Source organism: Chryseobacterium sp. LAM-KRS1 (assembly GCF_013184525.1).
In the GTDB taxonomy this organism is placed as follows: Bacteria; Bacteroidota; Bacteroidia; order Flavobacteriales; family Weeksellaceae; genus Chryseobacterium; species Chryseobacterium proteolyticum.
The window spans coordinates 65,875-81,020 of the sequence record NZ_JAAOIZ010000004.1; the positions used below are offsets into that span (position 1 = coordinate 65,875).

Here is a 15,146-nt window from a genome sequence, read left to right on the forward strand (position 1 = left end):
TCCAGAACAATGGAATCTATAATAGTACATCCCAAAAATCCTATGGAGCTGAGTGCACTGAAAAGTGTTCTGAAGGAAATGAACATTAAATTTGAAAAGGCTCATGTTAAAAGTTCATTTAACGGACAAAAAGTGATCAAGAAAGCAAGCGATAATAAAAATGTAAAACCAGCTGCAAAATCCTCAAAACCTAAAGGACAGTAATGAAAAAGATATTAGCTATTACATTTTTGGTATTGTTAATCGACCAGGCTTCAAAAATATATATAAAAACTCATTTCAACCTTGATGATAGCGTCTCCGTTCTTCCGGGTTTCAAACTTACTTTCGTAGAGAATCCAGGAATGGCTTATGGGCTTCACTTTGGCGGTGTTATAGGTAAATATTTTTTAGTTATTCTAAGAATATTCCTGATCGGGGGAATGATTTATATGTTCAAAAAATGGCTTCAGCAGGGAGCCTCCAATTATCTTATCATTCCAATGGCTGTAATTTTTGCAGGAGCCATCGGTAATCTTATCGACGGAATGTTTTACGGGTTAATTTTCGATAGCGGCACCGTTTATGATCCTAGCATCGACCGCTGGATCGGATACGGAGGTATTTCGAAAATAGCTTCTGCAGGACAAGGATATTCGTCTTTCATGAGAGGCTGTGTAGTGGATATGCTTCACTTCCCACTGGTAGACTGGAATGTACCGGAAAGCTTCCCTCTTATTGGTGGAAAGCACATTGAATTTTTCAAATATATCTTTAATGTCGCGGATTCTGCCATTACTGTAGGAGCCATATTATTATTGATTTTCAGAAAAAAGGCCTTTCCAAACGGACTGGAATTTTAGAAAATAATACAGATGAAAAAACTGATTAAAAATACTCTTAAAATTTTCCTGCTTCTTCTCGTAGCAGGAATTATTTTTATTGCCTTTGCCAACTATAATATCAAAAAACAAAGTGCCCCATACATTTCAGATAACTTATCAGTATTACCTTCGACCAAAACAGCAATCCTCCTTGGAACAAGTAAAACACTAAACAGCGGTATGCCCAATGCATACTTCTACAACAGAATACAATCCGCTATAGATCTCTATAAAAGTGGTAAGATACAATACATTATTGTAAGTGGAGATAACAGTACTGCGGACTATAATGAGCCTGAGGATATGCAGCTTGCTTTAATGAAATACGGAATTCCAAAGGATAAAATAATTCTGGATCACGCAGGTTTTAGAACACTAGATTCTGTAATCAGAGCTAAAGAGATTTTTGGACAAACCAGATTCATCATCATTTCCCAAAAGTTCCACAATGAAAGAGCCGTATTTTTAGCCCGTAAAAACGGAATCGAAGCCTATGGTTATAATGCAAATGATGTGAATAAATATGCGGGTTTAAAGACCAATCTAAGGGAGTATCTTGCTAAAACCAAAGTATACTGGGATCTTTTATTTGGGGTACAACCGAAATTCGGTGGGGAAAAGATTGTGATTCCATAGTTTTTGTGTCCCCCAGATTTTGAGGACTGAGCATATTTTTATTTTAAACTAATTTTAACTTTGGGCTAAAGTCCGCTCCTATAGATCCTTCTTTTTTGTAAAAATTTCCCGAGATTTATCCAAAAATCTTTTAATCTTTTAATCTTTTAATCTTTTAATCTTTTAATCTTTTAATCTTTTAATCTTTTAATTATTATTCCCGCCAAACCTCGTAAATTTGTGGTTCGTTAATTTTTATAAATAATAAAACAAAATGTCAAGAATTCTTACCGGCATTCAAGCCACCGGAACACCGCACCTTGGAAACTTATTGGGTGCTATTATTCCTGCTGTTGAACTATCGAAACAGGAAGGAAATGAATCATTTTTATTCATCGCTAATCTGCATTCATTAACTCAGATAAAGGATGCAAAAGAGCTGAAACAAAATACCTACGAGATTGCTGCGGCTTGGCTTGCTTGTGGGCTGGATACTGAAAAAACATTTTTTTACAGACAGAGTGATATCCCTGAAACCTGTGAACTATCTTGGCATTTATCATGTTTTTTTCCTTATCAGAGATTAACCCTGGCGCATTCATTTAAGGATAAAGCAGACAGGCTTCAGGATGTGAATGCCGGTCTTTTTACTTATCCTATTTTAATGGCTGCAGATATTTTATTGTACGATGCAGAAATAGTTCCAGTAGGAAAGGATCAGCTTCAGCATTTGGAAATTGCCCGGGATGTAGCCTCAAGGTTTAATAATCAGATGGGAGAGGTACTGGTACTTCCTCAGGCCGAACTTCAGGAAAATACAAAATATGTCCCTGGAACAGATGGTCGTAAAATGTCTAAATCCATGGGAAATATTATTAATATTTTCTTATCGGATAAAGAACTGAAAAAACAGGTGATGAGCATTGAAACAGATTCCAAATCATTGGAGGAGCCGAAAGATCCTGAAACCGACAAAGTATTTGCAATTTATCAATTGATTGCAACTCCTGAACAGACAGAGGAGCTAAGAGCAAAATATCTTGCAGGAAACTTCGGATACGGACATGCAAAAACAGAACTTTTAAACCTGATTACCACTCGTTTCCAGAAGGAAAGAGAAACATTTACCTACTATATGACCCACCTGGATGAATTGGAAGCAAAACTTCAGGAAGGTGCTGCAAAAACAAGAGTCATTGCAGTAGAAACCATTAAACGTGTAAGGGAAAGTCTAGGACTTTAATATATAAATAGCTAACTTTTATTCTTTGACAGAATAAAGCTATGCATTCCGTCTTCAAAATCATAAACAATATCCCATCCGGGATATTGTTTTATTATGGTTTTAATGATAGAAAGTCCCAATCCGGTAGAACTGCTGTCCGTGCTTTGCTTAAAAAACCTGTTGAAGATTTTTTTTCCATCCAGAGGGTTCATTGATCCGGTATTCTGAAAAATCATCCTGTCCTTTTCGGTAATAATATTTAAAATTCCATTTTGATGGTTATACCTGACTGCATTTTTAAGTAAATTAGAAAGTAAAATATTGGCTAAGTCAGGGCTGAAGATAGTTTCAAATATTTCTTTGTCCAACAGGTTTACTTTAATCTCTTTGTATTCTATAAAATCTTCATAGCTATTGACCAGCTCTTTGATCATCGCAGTAAAATTTACATGGGACAAAGTACTGAACTGATTGTTCTCAATTTTAGACAGCATAAGCAGTGATTTATTCAGGCTTGCCATCCTTCCCAGATCATTCTTGATGTCAGTAAAGAAATTCATATCCTTTTCATCAAACTGATCATTCTGTATTGCCAGATCTATTTTATTGATTGCAATTGCCAAAGGTGTCTGCAATTCGTGAGATGCATTTTCAATAAACTGTTTTTGTTGATTAAAGGCGAGCTCGTTACGATCAATCATTTCGTTGATCTCTCTATCCAGCTCTTCAAACTCTTTGATGGAATAGTTTGGAGACTCTTTATCAGAAGAAATCCCAAACTGATATTTTTTTAGCTTATCCAGAATACGGTAAAAAGGCTTCATCGCTTTGTGAAGCAAAAATCCGTTGATCCCGATAATGCTTACTACCAATAACAGATACAAAACAATCAGAGCTGTTGTAAGGTCATATACCAGCTCATCTTCTTCTACCGTGGACGTTCGGATAGTCAATTTCTGATACTTTCCAAACTGGTCTATAAAATCTGTCTCAAGAACTCTATAAGGCTGCTCTTCATCATCGTATTCCATGTAATACATCTTATTAAAAAGCCTGTTCTTTTCCTGATGCTCTGCTGCAGAAATAGGATTGATCTTAAATTCATTAAAACCAAACTCATTATTCTTTAACAAGTGCTCATCCAGATATACTGCCTTAATAATCTGTATTTTTCTGTTTTTCAATCCATCATCCACATTATCATACACTTCGTCCAGAATATAGGCGTAAAATAATGCCGCCCACACTGCAATGATCAATAGCAGAATGGTTATCAGGTATTTTATGGTATAATATTTCAGAGAAACTTTCATCATACAAATTTATATCCTATTCCGTAAACCGCCTGAAAATCAGCTTCAGCGCCTAACGCTTTGAGCTTTTTACGAAGGTTTTTTATCTGTGAATAAATAAAATCCAGGCTATCCACCTGATCAATATAATCGCCCCAAATTGCTTCTGCAAGCATGGTTTTTTGTAATGTTTTTTCAGGATGTATCACGAAATAATACAAAAGATCATACTCCTTACGGTTAAGGATCAATTCTTCATTACCTATCTTTACTTTTCTGTTGTCAGGATCCACAAAGATGTTTTTATAAGTGATTATATTCTCTCCATCCTGATTTTTCCTTCTGATGACCGATTTAATCCGGGCCATCAATTCTGCCAGGTGAAAAGGCTTGGCAAGGTAATCATCTGCCCCTATTTCCAATCCGCTTACTTTATCGTCGACAGAATCTTTTGCAGAAAGGATGATTACAGGATCTTTTTTGTGCATACTTTTAATTTCTTTAAGAAGATCCATCCCACTTCCGTCTGGCAGCATAATATCCAGGAGAATACAGTCATATTCATATGAAATGATTTTATCCAAACCTGAACTGTAGTCAGAAGCGGACTCTACTATAAAGTGCTGTGCTTCAAGAAAGCTTTGCACAGTATTTCTTAATTCCGCCTCATCTTCAACAAGTAAAATTTTCATAGTAAGTATTATTCTGACTTTCTGATCAAATATATAAAATTATAACCTCCTGTTCCCGGGAGGCCATAATTTATCAAGATTAAAAATTATTTGTGATAGAACTACCATCCACATGAAAACTAAGCGTTTGCCCATTCCGCAGATGGATTTTGTATTTATTCTTTATATCTTTTACCGATTCAATGATCATACATGGATGGTATATAGTAAGAAAAGTAAGTATATTTCTTCGGCTTTCTTTGTTGATTATATTCCAATTTACCATAACATAAAAATTTAAAATAGTATTAGTCATCAATCTTACTAAAATTCCCATTTTTGTCGAATTTCAGGTCAACGCCATTGGATAGTTCAGCTTTATAAGACCATCTTTCTTTTTCAATTTTTATAATCGAAGTGTTTGGAAAGCTTTTAACCACATAATTTCTTATACCAGCAGGGATAAAGCCATACGGGAGCTTCTGATGCTTACCATCCACTTCCTTCCAGTTTCCCTGGCTGTCAAACTCTATTTTCACACCATTGGAAAGGTATACTTTGTATTCGTCTACCCCATATATTTCACGGTCCTCTATAACGGAACCTACTGCAATACCTTTAAAATTTCCTGCCAGAAACTTCTTTGCAGCAGCAGGTAATTGATTGGGGCTGATTGCTCTATCCTGTGCAAATATGAAACCTGCTGATAAAACTAAGATAAAGGATAGTAAGCTGGTGATCTTCTTTAAACTTTTCATAATATAAAATTTTATTCATTTATTATGAAGCAAAATTCTATATTAATTTAGGAAAGAATTAGGAAAAAAATGTAAGCGGCAAATTTTAAAGATATTCTTTGATTTGAAGAAGATGCTTAATGGTTTTTACATTTTCTTCTGTCCGGTTTTCGTTCAGGACATCAAAGAAAATAATATCCATTCCAAAATTCATGGCTCCTACAGCATCTGCAATCCAATCATCCCCTATCAAGATACTTTCTTCCTTATTCGCCTGTGCACGACCTAAAGAATACTCAAAAATTTCAGGATTAGGTTTCCTCACTCCTACGGCATCAGCACTGGTGATCGTATTAAAATAATGATCAATCCCGGAAAGTATACATTTTCTTTCCGTGACTTCCTTAAAGCCATTGGAAATAATGTGCATTGTATATTCTTTTGATTTTAGATAATCAAGAACATACAAAGCTCCCTCTACCAGTTCATTGTGATTAAGAATTTTATCGAGAAAGTGTTCTTCAAAATAATCTGACAACTGCTCATCTTCAACACCAAAATGTTTAAAAGTATTAAGAAAACGGTGTTTTCTTAAATATTCTTTACCGATTATGCCGTCTCTGATTTTTTCCCATAAGCTCTCATTGATTTCATGATACACTTCATGAAATTCCTCGAAATCTATATTGTATTTGAGTGTTATTTCCTGCTTTTCGAAAAGATCCCTGATGGTAAGGTAAGCGTTCTTGCGATGATCCCAAAGCGTATTGTCCAGGTCAAAAAAAATGTGCTGAATTTTCATACAGCACAAAATTAATACTTTAATTTTTAGAGATCGAATAATTTTTATCTTTGATTTTTACTATTCCAAGATTTTTTGAAAAGTTGAGTAGAAAATCAACAGTTTGTTTTTTTGGTTTCAAAGTTTTCACTTTTAAGGAATCATTTTTTTTCATAGGCGAAACATGTTTATCCTTAAAACGGGAATTTTTTATAATTATTATCTGGTAAGGATAATATTATTCTCTTCCATGATTTTTCTCAGGTTAATCAGCGCATATCTTACACGTCCCAATGTAGTGTTAATGCTCATATCCGTGTGATCTGCAATCTCCTTAAAGCTCAACCCATCAAAAAATCTTAACTTAATAACCTCTTGCTGATTCTGAGGCAGGTATTGCAGCATTCGCAATAAATCTTCCTGAATCTGATTAGTCACTAATTGATCTTCAATATTTTCTGAAGGCTCTCTGATTAAATCGAAAATAGAATATTCGTCAGTTTCAAAAGTCGTTTCCGAAACCTTGATATTTTTCGATTTCAATCTGAAATGGTCAATAATAAGATTATAGGCAATTCTTTTAGCCCAAAGAATAAATTTTCCTTCTTCGTTATAACGTCCTTCTTTCAACATCACGATGATTTTCATGAATGTATCCTGGAAAACATCATTAGCTAGGTCTTCATCATTAATTTTGTAAAAAATGAATGTAAACAATTCTCTCTGATGACGATGAATAAGAGTTGATAAAGCTCCTTCGTCTCCTTTTTGGTAAAGGGAAATTAATACGCAATCCGATTTTGATTTCATGACTTTCTTCTCAATATAATATATATTTGCCGACAGTTTTTCTTCCAGATATTTTATCTGGTTTTAGCTGTAAATACAAAACAGTTTTTCAGAGTAAAGTCCAATCAATAAGCAGTTCGTTTATTTATGGATGTAAATATAATAAAATTTTAATAACTGTTAACCTATTATTAATATTTAGAAAAAATTTTTAAAAAAAATCACTTAAACATATCATGAATGAAGACAGTTGGGATATTTAATGTAAAATTTACATTCACTCCTTTTAGCTGTTTTCCGTTCAATTCAGCGTCTCCAAAGGGAAAAGAATACCCTGCAGTCAAATCCAGCAGCCCGAATAAAGTAACCCCTACTTTGGGTGCAATATATTTATTGGTCCCTTCAACTCCTGCTAAAAAATAATAAGAGTGATAAAAATCTACATTTTTTTCAAAATTAAGCAAGACATCTGCCTGAATTTTGGGCATGATGGCAAATTTAGAATTAGTGGAACCCATTAATGCGGAAGCTCCTAATCTGTAAATAACATCGTCATTCTTAAGGAAAAGTAATTTTCCACCCAATTCTCCGAAGCTTTGGTTTTGATATGTATATCCAACACTAATCATTTTGTGCATGGTATATTGTGCACTTGCGTAGGTGGATAAAAAAAATACGGATACAACCGTTATTACCCATCGGAAATTCATCATCTTTTTATTTATTTAAGGTGTAAAATTAAAAAAAACTGCCTTATCTTGTTAAAGATAAAGCAGTATAAATATCTTAAAGAAAAAATTAAATACCAAATGCTGTTTTAATCTCTTCTACTTTGTCTAATTTCTCCCAGGTGAAGAATTCCAGGTCTTTAAGCGTAAGCTCATTTTTATGACCTTTATTAAACGTTTTATCAGCAATGTAGTGTTCTTTACCCATATGTCCGTAAGAAGCTGTTTCCTGATAAATAGGGTTTCTTAATTTCAGATTTTCTTCAATTGCGTAAGGTCTCAGATCGAAAATTGCAGAAACTTTCTTCGCAATTTCCCCATCATGAAGATCTACTTTTGAAGTCCCATATGTATTGATATACAGACCACAAGGCTCAGCAACACCAATTGCATAAGAAACCTGCACCAATACTTCATCTGCAACACCTGCAGCTACAAGGTTTTTAGCAATATGCCTTGTTGCGTAAGCAGCACTTCTGTCTACTTTTGAAGGGTCTTTTCCGGAAAATGCCCCACCTCCGTGAGCTCCTTTTCCACCGTATGTATCCACAATGATCTTTCTACCTGTAAGACCGGTATCACCATGAGGACCACCGATTACAAATTTCCCGGTAGGATTGATGTGATATTTGATCTGATCGTTGAATAAAGCTTTGATTTCCTCCGGCTGTTGAGCCACTACTCTTGGGATCAGGATATTTTTGATATCCTCACGGATCTTGTTCAACATTTCTTCTTCGGATCCGAAGTCATCATGTTGAGTAGATACTACGATAGAATCAATTCTTACCGGTTTATGATCGTCAGAATATTCAATAGTAACCTGGCTTTTAGCATCAGGACGTAAATAAGTAATTTCTTTATTTTCTCTTCTTACTGCAGAAAGCTCTTTTAGAATAGTATGTGCAAGGTCAAGTGCCAAAGGCATATAATTAGCGGTCTCATTAGTAGCATAGCCAAACATCATTCCCTGGTCTCCTGCACCTTGTGCATTAGCCTTGCTTTCAAAAGTCTCATCTGCTACTTTTCTATCAACCCCCTGATTGATATCCGGTGATTGCTCATGGATCGCAGAGATTACCCCGCAAGAGTCTCCATTGAACATATACTCTCCTTTTGTATAACCTATTCCATTGATTACTTCTCTGGCAATGGTCTGAACATCAAGATAAGCATCCGACTTAACCTCTCCTGCCAATACTACCTGTCCGGTAGTAACAAGTGTTTCACACGCTACTTTTGAGGATTTATCGTATGCTAGAAAATGATCAATCAAAGCGTCAGAAATCTGATCCGCAATTTTATCAGGATGCCCTTCTGAAACGGATTCAGATGTAAATAAATAAGACATATTATTCTTTGTTTTATTAAATTAAAAATATGAGGAATAACGTGAATAATTGCATGGAAAGCTCAAAAAGAATACTGTTTTAGCTTTTTTTTATAGAGGTTGCAATCAGGTCAAATTTTTCCTCGTTTGTAAACAGGGGCAAAGTTAAGGACTATTTTTCAATAGCCAAAACTTTTAAGAAATAATTATAAATTTCTTGAAACAAGCGATTTATCCCGATTGAGTATAAAAACTATTGTGGTTTTATGCTTACGAAATCTTTTGGACTTTCATTATAATTAAGTCTTTCTTTTAAAGAAGACTGGATTGAAGAAGACAATTCGTCAATAATCTTTTGTTTGAAAGTCGGTTTGTAATAAATGATGCTTATTTCCCTGTAAGGGAAAGGCTTCTTAAATCTGAAAACTTTACCTTTCTGCTCTTCAGAAAGCTGACTTAAAGCCAATTCCGGCAGAATACTTATTCCTCCTACCTTATCAACCATATGAACCAGCGTCTGGATGTTGGAAGCAAGGAAGTCAAGATTTTTTGGCTTGAGTGTATTTTCTTTCAGATGACAAATGTTTTCAAACTGATTTCTCAAACAGTTCCCTTCTTCCAGAAGCCATACTTTTTCAACATTAAGCTCCTCAGGAATAATATAGGAATTCTTTTTATTAGCTTGTGTATCGGAGCTGTAGATCATCAGCTCTTCATTGAACAGAAAATCCTGATAGAATTCATCCGCCGTATCATACGGAGTCGAAATAATTCCAGCATCCAGTTCCCCAGCCTTTAAAGCTTTGATAATACTGTCTGTTGTCATTTCCTTCACGTTCATCTGAATTTTCGGATTCTCATCAAGGAATTTGAAAATTTCTGTAGGTAAAATGAAGGAAGATACTGTAGGAATAATTCCCAGGTTAATTGTTCCTCCTAAAATGTTATTAAGCAGGTTTGCTTTATTTCTCAGCTCATTGACAGATTCTATAATCACCTTCGCCTGATCAATGATCTGAAGCCCTACATCTGTGGTACGGATCGGGTGCGTAGTCCTGTCGAACACCTTTACATCCAGTTCATCCTCAAATTTCTGTATCATCGCACTTAGTGTAGGCTGCGTAATGAAGCATGCTTGAGCTGCTTTCCCAAAATGTTTGTACTTATCTACAGCGATAAGATACTCCAATTGCTGAATGTTCATCTGATTAATATTATCTATTACAAAGATATGATGTTTTTGCTATAAGCAATTAAAAATTCAAGTAAATTTGATAATTCTTACATCCAAAAACACAACAAATAAATCAAATCTTAACTATATGGATTCTAAAAAATTAACATTAAGCAGCGGTGCTCCGTACTTTGAGCATCAGGATTCTCAGACGGTAGGTCCCAGAGGTCCTGTCCTATTGCAGGACTTTATTCTTCAGGAAAACCTTGCCCATTTCGTAAGAGAAAGAATTCCCGAAAGAATTGTTCATGCAAAAGGAAGCGGCGCTTATGGAACATTCACCGTAACACACGATATTAGTAAATATACCAAAGCAAAATTATTTTCGAAGGTGGGAAACTCCTGCAGAATGTTTGCAAGGTTTTCTACCGTAGGTGGTGAGAAAGGAAGCGCGGATACCGCAAGAGACCCGAGAGGTTTTGCATTAAAATTTTACACTGAAGACGGAAACTGGGATCTTGTAGGTAATAATACTCCTGTGTTTTTTATTAAAGATGCCAAAAAATTCCCTGATTTTATTCATACTCAAAAAAGAGTGCCGAAAACAAATTTAAAGAGTGCCACAATGATGTGGGATTTCTGGAGCCTGAATCCTGAATCCCTTCACCAGGTTCTGATCTTAATGTCCGACAGGGGTACACCTCATGGTTACAGGCATATGCACGGATTCGGATCCCATACATTCTCTATGATCAATGCAAACAATGAAAGAGTTTGGGTAAAATTCCATTTCAAAACAAAACAGGGAATTAAAAACTTCAACAATGAGGAAGCCGTAAAGATGGCCGGTGAAAATCCAGACTTTGCGCAGGAAGATCTTTGCAATGCTATAGAAAATGGTGATTTCCCGAAATGGACCTTATACATCCAGGTAATGACTGAAGAGCAGGCAAAAGATTTCAGATGGAATCCTTTTGATGTAACCAAGGTTTGGTTCCAGAATGACTTCCCTCTAATTGAGGTTGGAGAAATGGAACTGAATGAAGTACCTGTTAATTATTTTGCACATGTAGAACAATCCACATTTTCCCCTAGCAATCTGATCAATGGAATTAGTTTTTCTCCGGATAAAATGCTTCAGGGAAGATTATTCTCATATCCCGATGCTCACAGATACAGAGTAGGAGTAAATGCTCATCAGCTGGAAGTGAACCGTTGCCCTTTTGCTACCAACAATTACCAGAGAGACGGTTTTATGGCTGACTCTAGTGAATATGCTGATAAGCCTAACTACCATCCTAACAGCTTTGATGACATCAAGCCGGATCCTTCTTATAAAGGTTATGATTATGAACTTGATAGCGCTCATGTAGCTTTCTACAACAGAAATGAAAATGATGATGATCATTATACACAACCCGGGCTGCTTTATACAAAAGCAATGAATACTGAAGACCGGGAACGCCTTGTCCATAATATTGTAGGAAGCATGAAGGGGATTGACGGACCAAAGAGAGATGAAATCATAAATCGTCAGCTGTGTCATTTTTTCAGAGCGAATATTGAACTTGGCATGAAAGTAGCATCACAGCTAAATATCAATATCGATAGCAATATGATGAATCACATCAAATAAGCAAACAAAATAATATTTCAACAAAAAAGGAAAAAATATCAACTTTTTTTCCTTTTTTTTGTAAAAAAATGATAATTTGCAAGGGTTAGTATTTAAAGTGGAAAAATGAGTTACGAAAATATATTATTAAAAAAAGAAGATAAATTAGCTATTATTACAATAAACAGACCTGAAAGTCTCAATGCACTAAACGCTAAAACCATCCAGGAAATAAGTTCAGCTTTAGACGACCTGTATTTGGACAAGTCTTGCAGGGTGATTATTCTTACAGGAAGTGGTGAGAAATCTTTCGTTGCAGGAGCAGACATCAAAGAATTCAGTGATTTCGGACAGGAAAAGGCTGAAGAATTGGCAAAAAACGGTCAAAATTCTCTTTTTAATAAAATAGAAAATCTCTCTAAACCAGTCATTGCAGCAGTCAATGGCTTTGCTTTAGGTGGAGGTTTAGAGCTTGCTATGGCATGCCATATCAGATATGCTTCGGAAAATGCTAAATTAGGACTTCCGGAAGTAACCTTAGGACTGATTCCTGGTTATGGAGGAACGCAAAGACTTCCAAAGCTTGTCGGAAAAGGTATTGCCAACGAAATGATCTTCTCAGCTAAAATGATTCCCGCTCAAAGAGCCAAAGAAATCGGATTGGTGAACGAAGTATATCCTATTGAAGACTTATTAACCAAAACAAAGGAACTAGCAAACGTTATTGCCTTCAATTCACCCATGGCAATTTCCAAGGCTATTCATGCAGTGAATTTATCGGATACGGATAAAGGCTTTGATACTGAGATTAAGTATTTTGGCGAGCTTTTTGAACTAGCTGATAAACAAGAGGGAGTAAGTGCTTTTCTGGAAAAAAGAAAGCCTAACTTCTAAGATTATTTTTACAAATTATTTCGAAAAAAACAATGCTGCGGTATGAATAAGTTTGATAAAGCTTATCTAAAAATGGCTCAGGAATGGGCAAAACTTTCCTACTGTAAAAGAAAACAAGTAGGGGCTCTTATCGTAAAAGATAGGATGATTATTTCAGATGGTTATAACGGAACTCCTTCGGGATTCGAGAATTGTTGTGAAGATGCAGAGGGAAAAACACATTGGTACGTATTACATGCAGAAGCAAATGCTATATTAAAATTAGCTGCTTCTACCCAATCTGCAAAAGGAGCAACGCTGTATTTAACGCTTTCTCCATGTAAAGAGTGCAGCAAGCTAATTTTACAGGCTGGGATTACAAGACTGGTATATATCAATGAGTATTCGGATGACGATGGGATATCATTCCTTAAAAACCATAATATTGAAATAGAACAAATTTCTGATTGTGAACTAAAAAAATAACACAAATGACTTGGGATGAAAAAATTAAAGATTTTGAAATCTTTCTTCGTTTCGAAAGAAATTTTTCAGAAAACACTCTAGACGCTTATGTTAGAGACATTAAAAAATTAAAGGAGTACGCTGAGGAAGACCTCGACAACATCGGACCGGATGTGATCGGATACGATAATTTACAGGAGTATATCTTCAATCTTTCCAAACAAAAATTCAGTGAGCGGTCGCAGGCCAGATGGATATCTTCTATCAAGGCTTTTTTCAAGTTCCTTCTGGAGGATGAAGCCCGTGAGGATAATCCGGCAGCATTGCTTGAAGGCCCTAAATTGGGATTATACCTTCCCGATACACTAAGCCTTATGGATATCAACAAGATTATCGGAGCCATTGAAGTGAACTCGGATCTGGGAAGAAGAAATCAGTGTATTGTAGAAGTACTTTATGGTTGTGGACTTCGGGTATCAGAACTTATTGATCTGAAAATTTCAAACATTAATTTTAAAGAAAATTACATTAAGGTGAACGGGAAGGGAAATAAAACCCGTTTCGTTCCTTTGGCTGATTACACTGCTGAATTATTGAACAGTTACATCAAAGAGGTGCGTTCTAAAAACAAGATCAACAAGAAATATGAAGATTCATTATTCCTGAACAGCAGAGGAACTTCTATGTCCAGAGTGATTGTATTTCTTATTATTAAAGAACTCACGGATAAAGCCGGTGTAAGTAAAAAAATATCCCCACATACCTTCAGACATTCATTTGCTACACATTTACTACAAAACGGAGCTGACTTAAGATATATTCAGGAAATGCTTGGTCATTCAAGCATTACGACAACTGAAATTTATACTCATTTAAAAACCGAAGAACTACGGGATGTCATTTTAAATTACCATCCCCGAAATATTAATATTGCTTAATGAAATTATTGAAATATTGTCCAAACTGTGGCAAAGAATCTCTACACTGGGATGGCGAAAAAAAATGGAGCTGCCCTCTATGCAATTTCACTTTATATAACAATGTAGCAGGAGCTGTGGCTGTTGTTATAAGATATGGTGATGAAATTTACCTGACAAGAAGAAACCGGGATCCTAAGAAAGGAAAGCTGGACCTAGCAGGTGGTTTTGTTGACCCGAAAGAAAGTGCAGAAGAAACCTGTAAAAGAGAACTTTTTGAAGAGCTACAGCTGAATATCGATATTTCAAATTTAAAATACCTTACCAGCCTACCTAATATCTATCAATATAAAGAGATCGACTACAATACGATCGATTTGTTTTATGAATACCGCGTGGATAAAAAATTCGAAGTTAACATTGAATTATCCGAAATATCGGAAGCACAGTGGATTCCACTAAAAGATATTAAACTGGAGGATATTGCTTTTGATTCTCAGAAAATATTTTTTGAGCAATATTTAAACAATCTATAATTACACAATTTAAAATATTGATAGCAGGGCCTAAGCTCTGCTATTATTATTTTACGACGCTACAAACCAGCGTATCAGTAAGTTTTGGATTTCAGCATTTCCTCGAAATAATTGATCAGCAGTTTTCGCTCTGCTTCGGATAAATTAGCCTCCTTATGATACACAATATATCCGGGCATCGGCATTGTCCTGCTTTGAAGTGTTGGAATAATACTGTTAAGCATACTTATCTTCAAATCTGAATTGTAAGTTTGCCAGATCGAAAAGTTCAGATGCTCTCTTCCATCATTAACATGGCTTTTTATAGACCACGATATAGGCGCTATATAAGAATATTTAGGATATACCGTTTCGTTGGAATGACAGTCATAGCAAGCCCCTTTTATAAGTTTAGTGATCTTTTCGGGTGTTTGTTTTGCATCTACAAAATTTACCTTATGATCAACGGGCATATTGGTCCTGTCTATAGGGATAAACTGAATGAGTGCAAAAACAACCAGGCTCCAGAATACAATCTTCTTTATCGTTTTCATAC

Annotated in this window: 18 protein-coding genes; 9 read left to right on the plus strand and 9 right to left on the minus strand. The window is 35.5% G+C overall.

All coding sequences use genetic code 11. From position 1 onward, the window contains the following. The first annotated feature begins 9 nt into the window (after positions 1–9). The 4 genes from G9C87_RS11330 (at position 10) to trpS (ending at position 2,721) form a co-directional block, all read left to right on the plus strand. Positions 10–204, plus strand: a complete 195-nt coding sequence (locus G9C87_RS11330; protein ID WP_172281170.1) for a DUF2683 family protein — start codon at positions 10–12, stop codon at positions 202–204. Then, positions 204–842: a lipoprotein signal peptidase gene (locus G9C87_RS11335; protein WP_172281172.1), complete on the plus strand. Its 639-nt coding sequence runs from the start codon at positions 204–206 to the stop codon at positions 840–842. Before G9C87_RS11330 ends, G9C87_RS11335 begins: the two co-directional genes overlap by 1 nt. Positions 843–854: 12 nt before the next feature. Next, entirely contained in the window at positions 855–1,499 is a 645-nt protein-coding gene (locus G9C87_RS11340; protein WP_172281174.1) for a vancomycin high temperature exclusion protein, read from the plus strand. Positions 1,500–1,752: 253 nt separating this feature from the next. Further along, the gene (trpS, locus tag G9C87_RS11345; RefSeq protein WP_172281176.1) at positions 1,753–2,721 is read left to right on the plus strand and encodes a tryptophan--tRNA ligase; all 969 of its coding nucleotides are present in this window, start codon (positions 1,753–1,755) and stop codon (positions 2,719–2,721) included. Between the two features lie 11 nt (positions 2,722–2,732). On the opposite strand, the gene G9C87_RS11350 is transcribed toward trpS, so the two are convergent. The 8 genes from G9C87_RS11350 to G9C87_RS11385 all read right to left on the minus strand — a co-directional run bounded on the left by G9C87_RS11350 (position 2,733) and on the right by G9C87_RS11385 (position 10,235). Continuing rightward, a complete protein-coding gene (locus G9C87_RS11350; protein WP_228457004.1) occupies positions 2,733–4,019 on the minus strand; it encodes a sensor histidine kinase in 1,287 nt (428 codons plus the stop codon). Further along, positions 4,016–4,687, minus strand: coding sequence for a response regulator transcription factor (locus G9C87_RS11355; RefSeq protein WP_172281178.1), 672 nt, complete (start codon positions 4,685–4,687; stop codon positions 4,016–4,018). The genes G9C87_RS11350 and G9C87_RS11355 overlap by 4 nt, the downstream gene beginning before the upstream one ends. A 287-nt stretch (positions 4,688–4,974) precedes the next feature. Beyond that, positions 4,975–5,424, minus strand: a complete 450-nt coding sequence (locus G9C87_RS11360) for a PepSY-like domain-containing protein (RefSeq protein WP_172281180.1) — start codon at positions 5,422–5,424, stop codon at positions 4,975–4,977. 85 nt (positions 5,425–5,509) lie between these two features. After that, positions 5,510–6,205, minus strand: a complete 696-nt coding sequence (locus G9C87_RS11365; RefSeq protein WP_172281182.1) for a YjjG family noncanonical pyrimidine nucleotidase — start codon at positions 6,203–6,205, stop codon at positions 5,510–5,512. A 198-nt stretch (positions 6,206–6,403) separates the two neighbouring features. Beyond that, the gene (locus tag G9C87_RS11370) at positions 6,404–6,994 is read right to left on the minus strand and encodes an RNA polymerase sigma factor (protein WP_089028087.1); all 591 of its coding nucleotides are present in this window, start codon (positions 6,992–6,994) and stop codon (positions 6,404–6,406) included. A 200-nt stretch (positions 6,995–7,194) separates the two neighbouring features. After that, positions 7,195–7,686 carry a hypothetical protein gene (locus G9C87_RS11375; RefSeq protein WP_410499206.1) on the minus strand — a complete coding sequence of 164 codons (492 nt, stop codon included), beginning with the start codon at positions 7,684–7,686 and terminating at the stop codon, positions 7,195–7,197. An 85-nt stretch (positions 7,687–7,771) separates the two neighbouring features. Continuing rightward, the gene (gene metK / locus G9C87_RS11380) at positions 7,772–9,052 is read right to left on the minus strand and encodes a methionine adenosyltransferase (protein ID WP_172281184.1); all 1,281 of its coding nucleotides are present in this window, start codon (positions 9,050–9,052) and stop codon (positions 7,772–7,774) included. 232 nt (positions 9,053–9,284) lie between these two features. Beyond that, positions 9,285–10,235: a LysR substrate-binding domain-containing protein gene (locus G9C87_RS11385; protein WP_172281186.1), complete on the minus strand. Its 951-nt coding sequence runs from the start codon at positions 10,233–10,235 to the stop codon at positions 9,285–9,287. Positions 10,236–10,353: 118 nt separating this feature from the next. Here G9C87_RS11385 and G9C87_RS11390 point away from each other — a divergent pair, with 118 nt between their 5' ends. The 5 genes from G9C87_RS11390 (at position 10,354) to G9C87_RS11410 (ending at position 14,611) form a co-directional block, all read left to right on the plus strand. Then, positions 10,354–11,841, plus strand: a complete 1,488-nt coding sequence (locus G9C87_RS11390; protein WP_172281188.1) for a catalase — start codon at positions 10,354–10,356, stop codon at positions 11,839–11,841. Between the two features lie 105 nt (positions 11,842–11,946). Then, on the plus strand, positions 11,947–12,714 hold the full coding sequence (locus tag G9C87_RS11395) for an enoyl-CoA hydratase-related protein (protein ID WP_172281190.1): 768 nt from the start codon (positions 11,947–11,949) through the stop codon (positions 12,712–12,714). A gap of 42 nt (positions 12,715–12,756) precedes the next feature. Further along, entirely contained in the window at positions 12,757–13,179 is a 423-nt protein-coding gene (locus G9C87_RS11400) for a deoxycytidylate deaminase (RefSeq protein WP_172281192.1), read from the plus strand. Between the two features lie 5 nt (positions 13,180–13,184). Beyond that, positions 13,185–14,096, plus strand: coding sequence for a site-specific tyrosine recombinase XerD (gene xerD / locus G9C87_RS11405; protein ID WP_172281194.1), 912 nt, complete (start codon positions 13,185–13,187; stop codon positions 14,094–14,096). Beyond that, positions 14,096–14,611, plus strand: a complete 516-nt coding sequence (locus tag G9C87_RS11410; RefSeq protein ID WP_172281196.1) for an NUDIX hydrolase — start codon at positions 14,096–14,098, stop codon at positions 14,609–14,611. The genes xerD and G9C87_RS11410 overlap by 1 nt, the downstream gene beginning before the upstream one ends. A gap of 74 nt (positions 14,612–14,685) precedes the next feature. On the opposite strand, the gene G9C87_RS11415 is transcribed toward G9C87_RS11410, so the two are convergent. Then, on the minus strand, positions 14,686–15,144 hold the full coding sequence (locus tag G9C87_RS11415; RefSeq protein ID WP_172281198.1) for a heme-binding domain-containing protein: 459 nt from the start codon (positions 15,142–15,144) through the stop codon (positions 14,686–14,688). Between the last annotated feature and the right edge of the window lie 2 nt (positions 15,145–15,146).

Coding starts and splice junctions, on each gene's coding strand:
- G9C87_RS11330 (WP_172281170.1), top strand. CDS start 10: ATGGAATCTATAATAGTACATCCCAAAAATCCTATGGAGCTGAGTGCA.
- G9C87_RS11335 (WP_172281172.1), top strand. CDS start 204: ATGAAAAAGATATTAGCTATTACATTTTTGGTATTGTTAATCGACCAG.
- G9C87_RS11340 (WP_172281174.1), top strand. CDS start 855: ATGAAAAAACTGATTAAAAATACTCTTAAAATTTTCCTGCTTCTTCTC.
- trpS (WP_172281176.1), top strand. CDS start 1,753: ATGTCAAGAATTCTTACCGGCATTCAAGCCACCGGAACACCGCACCTT.
- G9C87_RS11350 (WP_228457004.1), bottom strand. CDS start 4,019: ATGATGAAAGTTTCTCTGAAATATTATACCATAAAATACCTGATAACC.
- G9C87_RS11355 (WP_172281178.1), bottom strand. CDS start 4,687: ATGAAAATTTTACTTGTTGAAGATGAGGCGGAATTAAGAAATACTGTG.
- G9C87_RS11360 (WP_172281180.1), bottom strand. CDS start 5,424: ATGAAAAGTTTAAAGAAGATCACCAGCTTACTATCCTTTATCTTAGTT.
- G9C87_RS11365 (WP_172281182.1), bottom strand. CDS start 6,205: ATGAAAATTCAGCACATTTTTTTTGACCTGGACAATACGCTTTGGGAT.
- G9C87_RS11370 (WP_089028087.1), bottom strand. CDS start 6,994: ATGAAATCAAAATCGGATTGCGTATTAATTTCCCTTTACCAAAAAGGA.
- G9C87_RS11375 (WP_410499206.1), bottom strand. CDS start 7,686: ATGATGAATTTCCGATGGGTAATAACGGTTGTATCCGTATTTTTTTTA.
- metK (WP_172281184.1), bottom strand. CDS start 9,052: ATGTCTTATTTATTTACATCTGAATCCGTTTCAGAAGGGCATCCTGAT.
- G9C87_RS11385 (WP_172281186.1), bottom strand. CDS start 10,235: ATGAACATTCAGCAATTGGAGTATCTTATCGCTGTAGATAAGTACAAA.
- G9C87_RS11390 (WP_172281188.1), top strand. CDS start 10,354: ATGGATTCTAAAAAATTAACATTAAGCAGCGGTGCTCCGTACTTTGAG.
- G9C87_RS11395 (WP_172281190.1), top strand. CDS start 11,947: ATGAGTTACGAAAATATATTATTAAAAAAAGAAGATAAATTAGCTATT.
- G9C87_RS11400 (WP_172281192.1), top strand. CDS start 12,757: ATGAATAAGTTTGATAAAGCTTATCTAAAAATGGCTCAGGAATGGGCA.
- xerD (WP_172281194.1), top strand. CDS start 13,185: ATGACTTGGGATGAAAAAATTAAAGATTTTGAAATCTTTCTTCGTTTC.
- G9C87_RS11410 (WP_172281196.1), top strand. CDS start 14,096: ATGAAATTATTGAAATATTGTCCAAACTGTGGCAAAGAATCTCTACAC.
- G9C87_RS11415 (WP_172281198.1), bottom strand. CDS start 15,144: ATGAAAACGATAAAGAAGATTGTATTCTGGAGCCTGGTTGTTTTTGCA.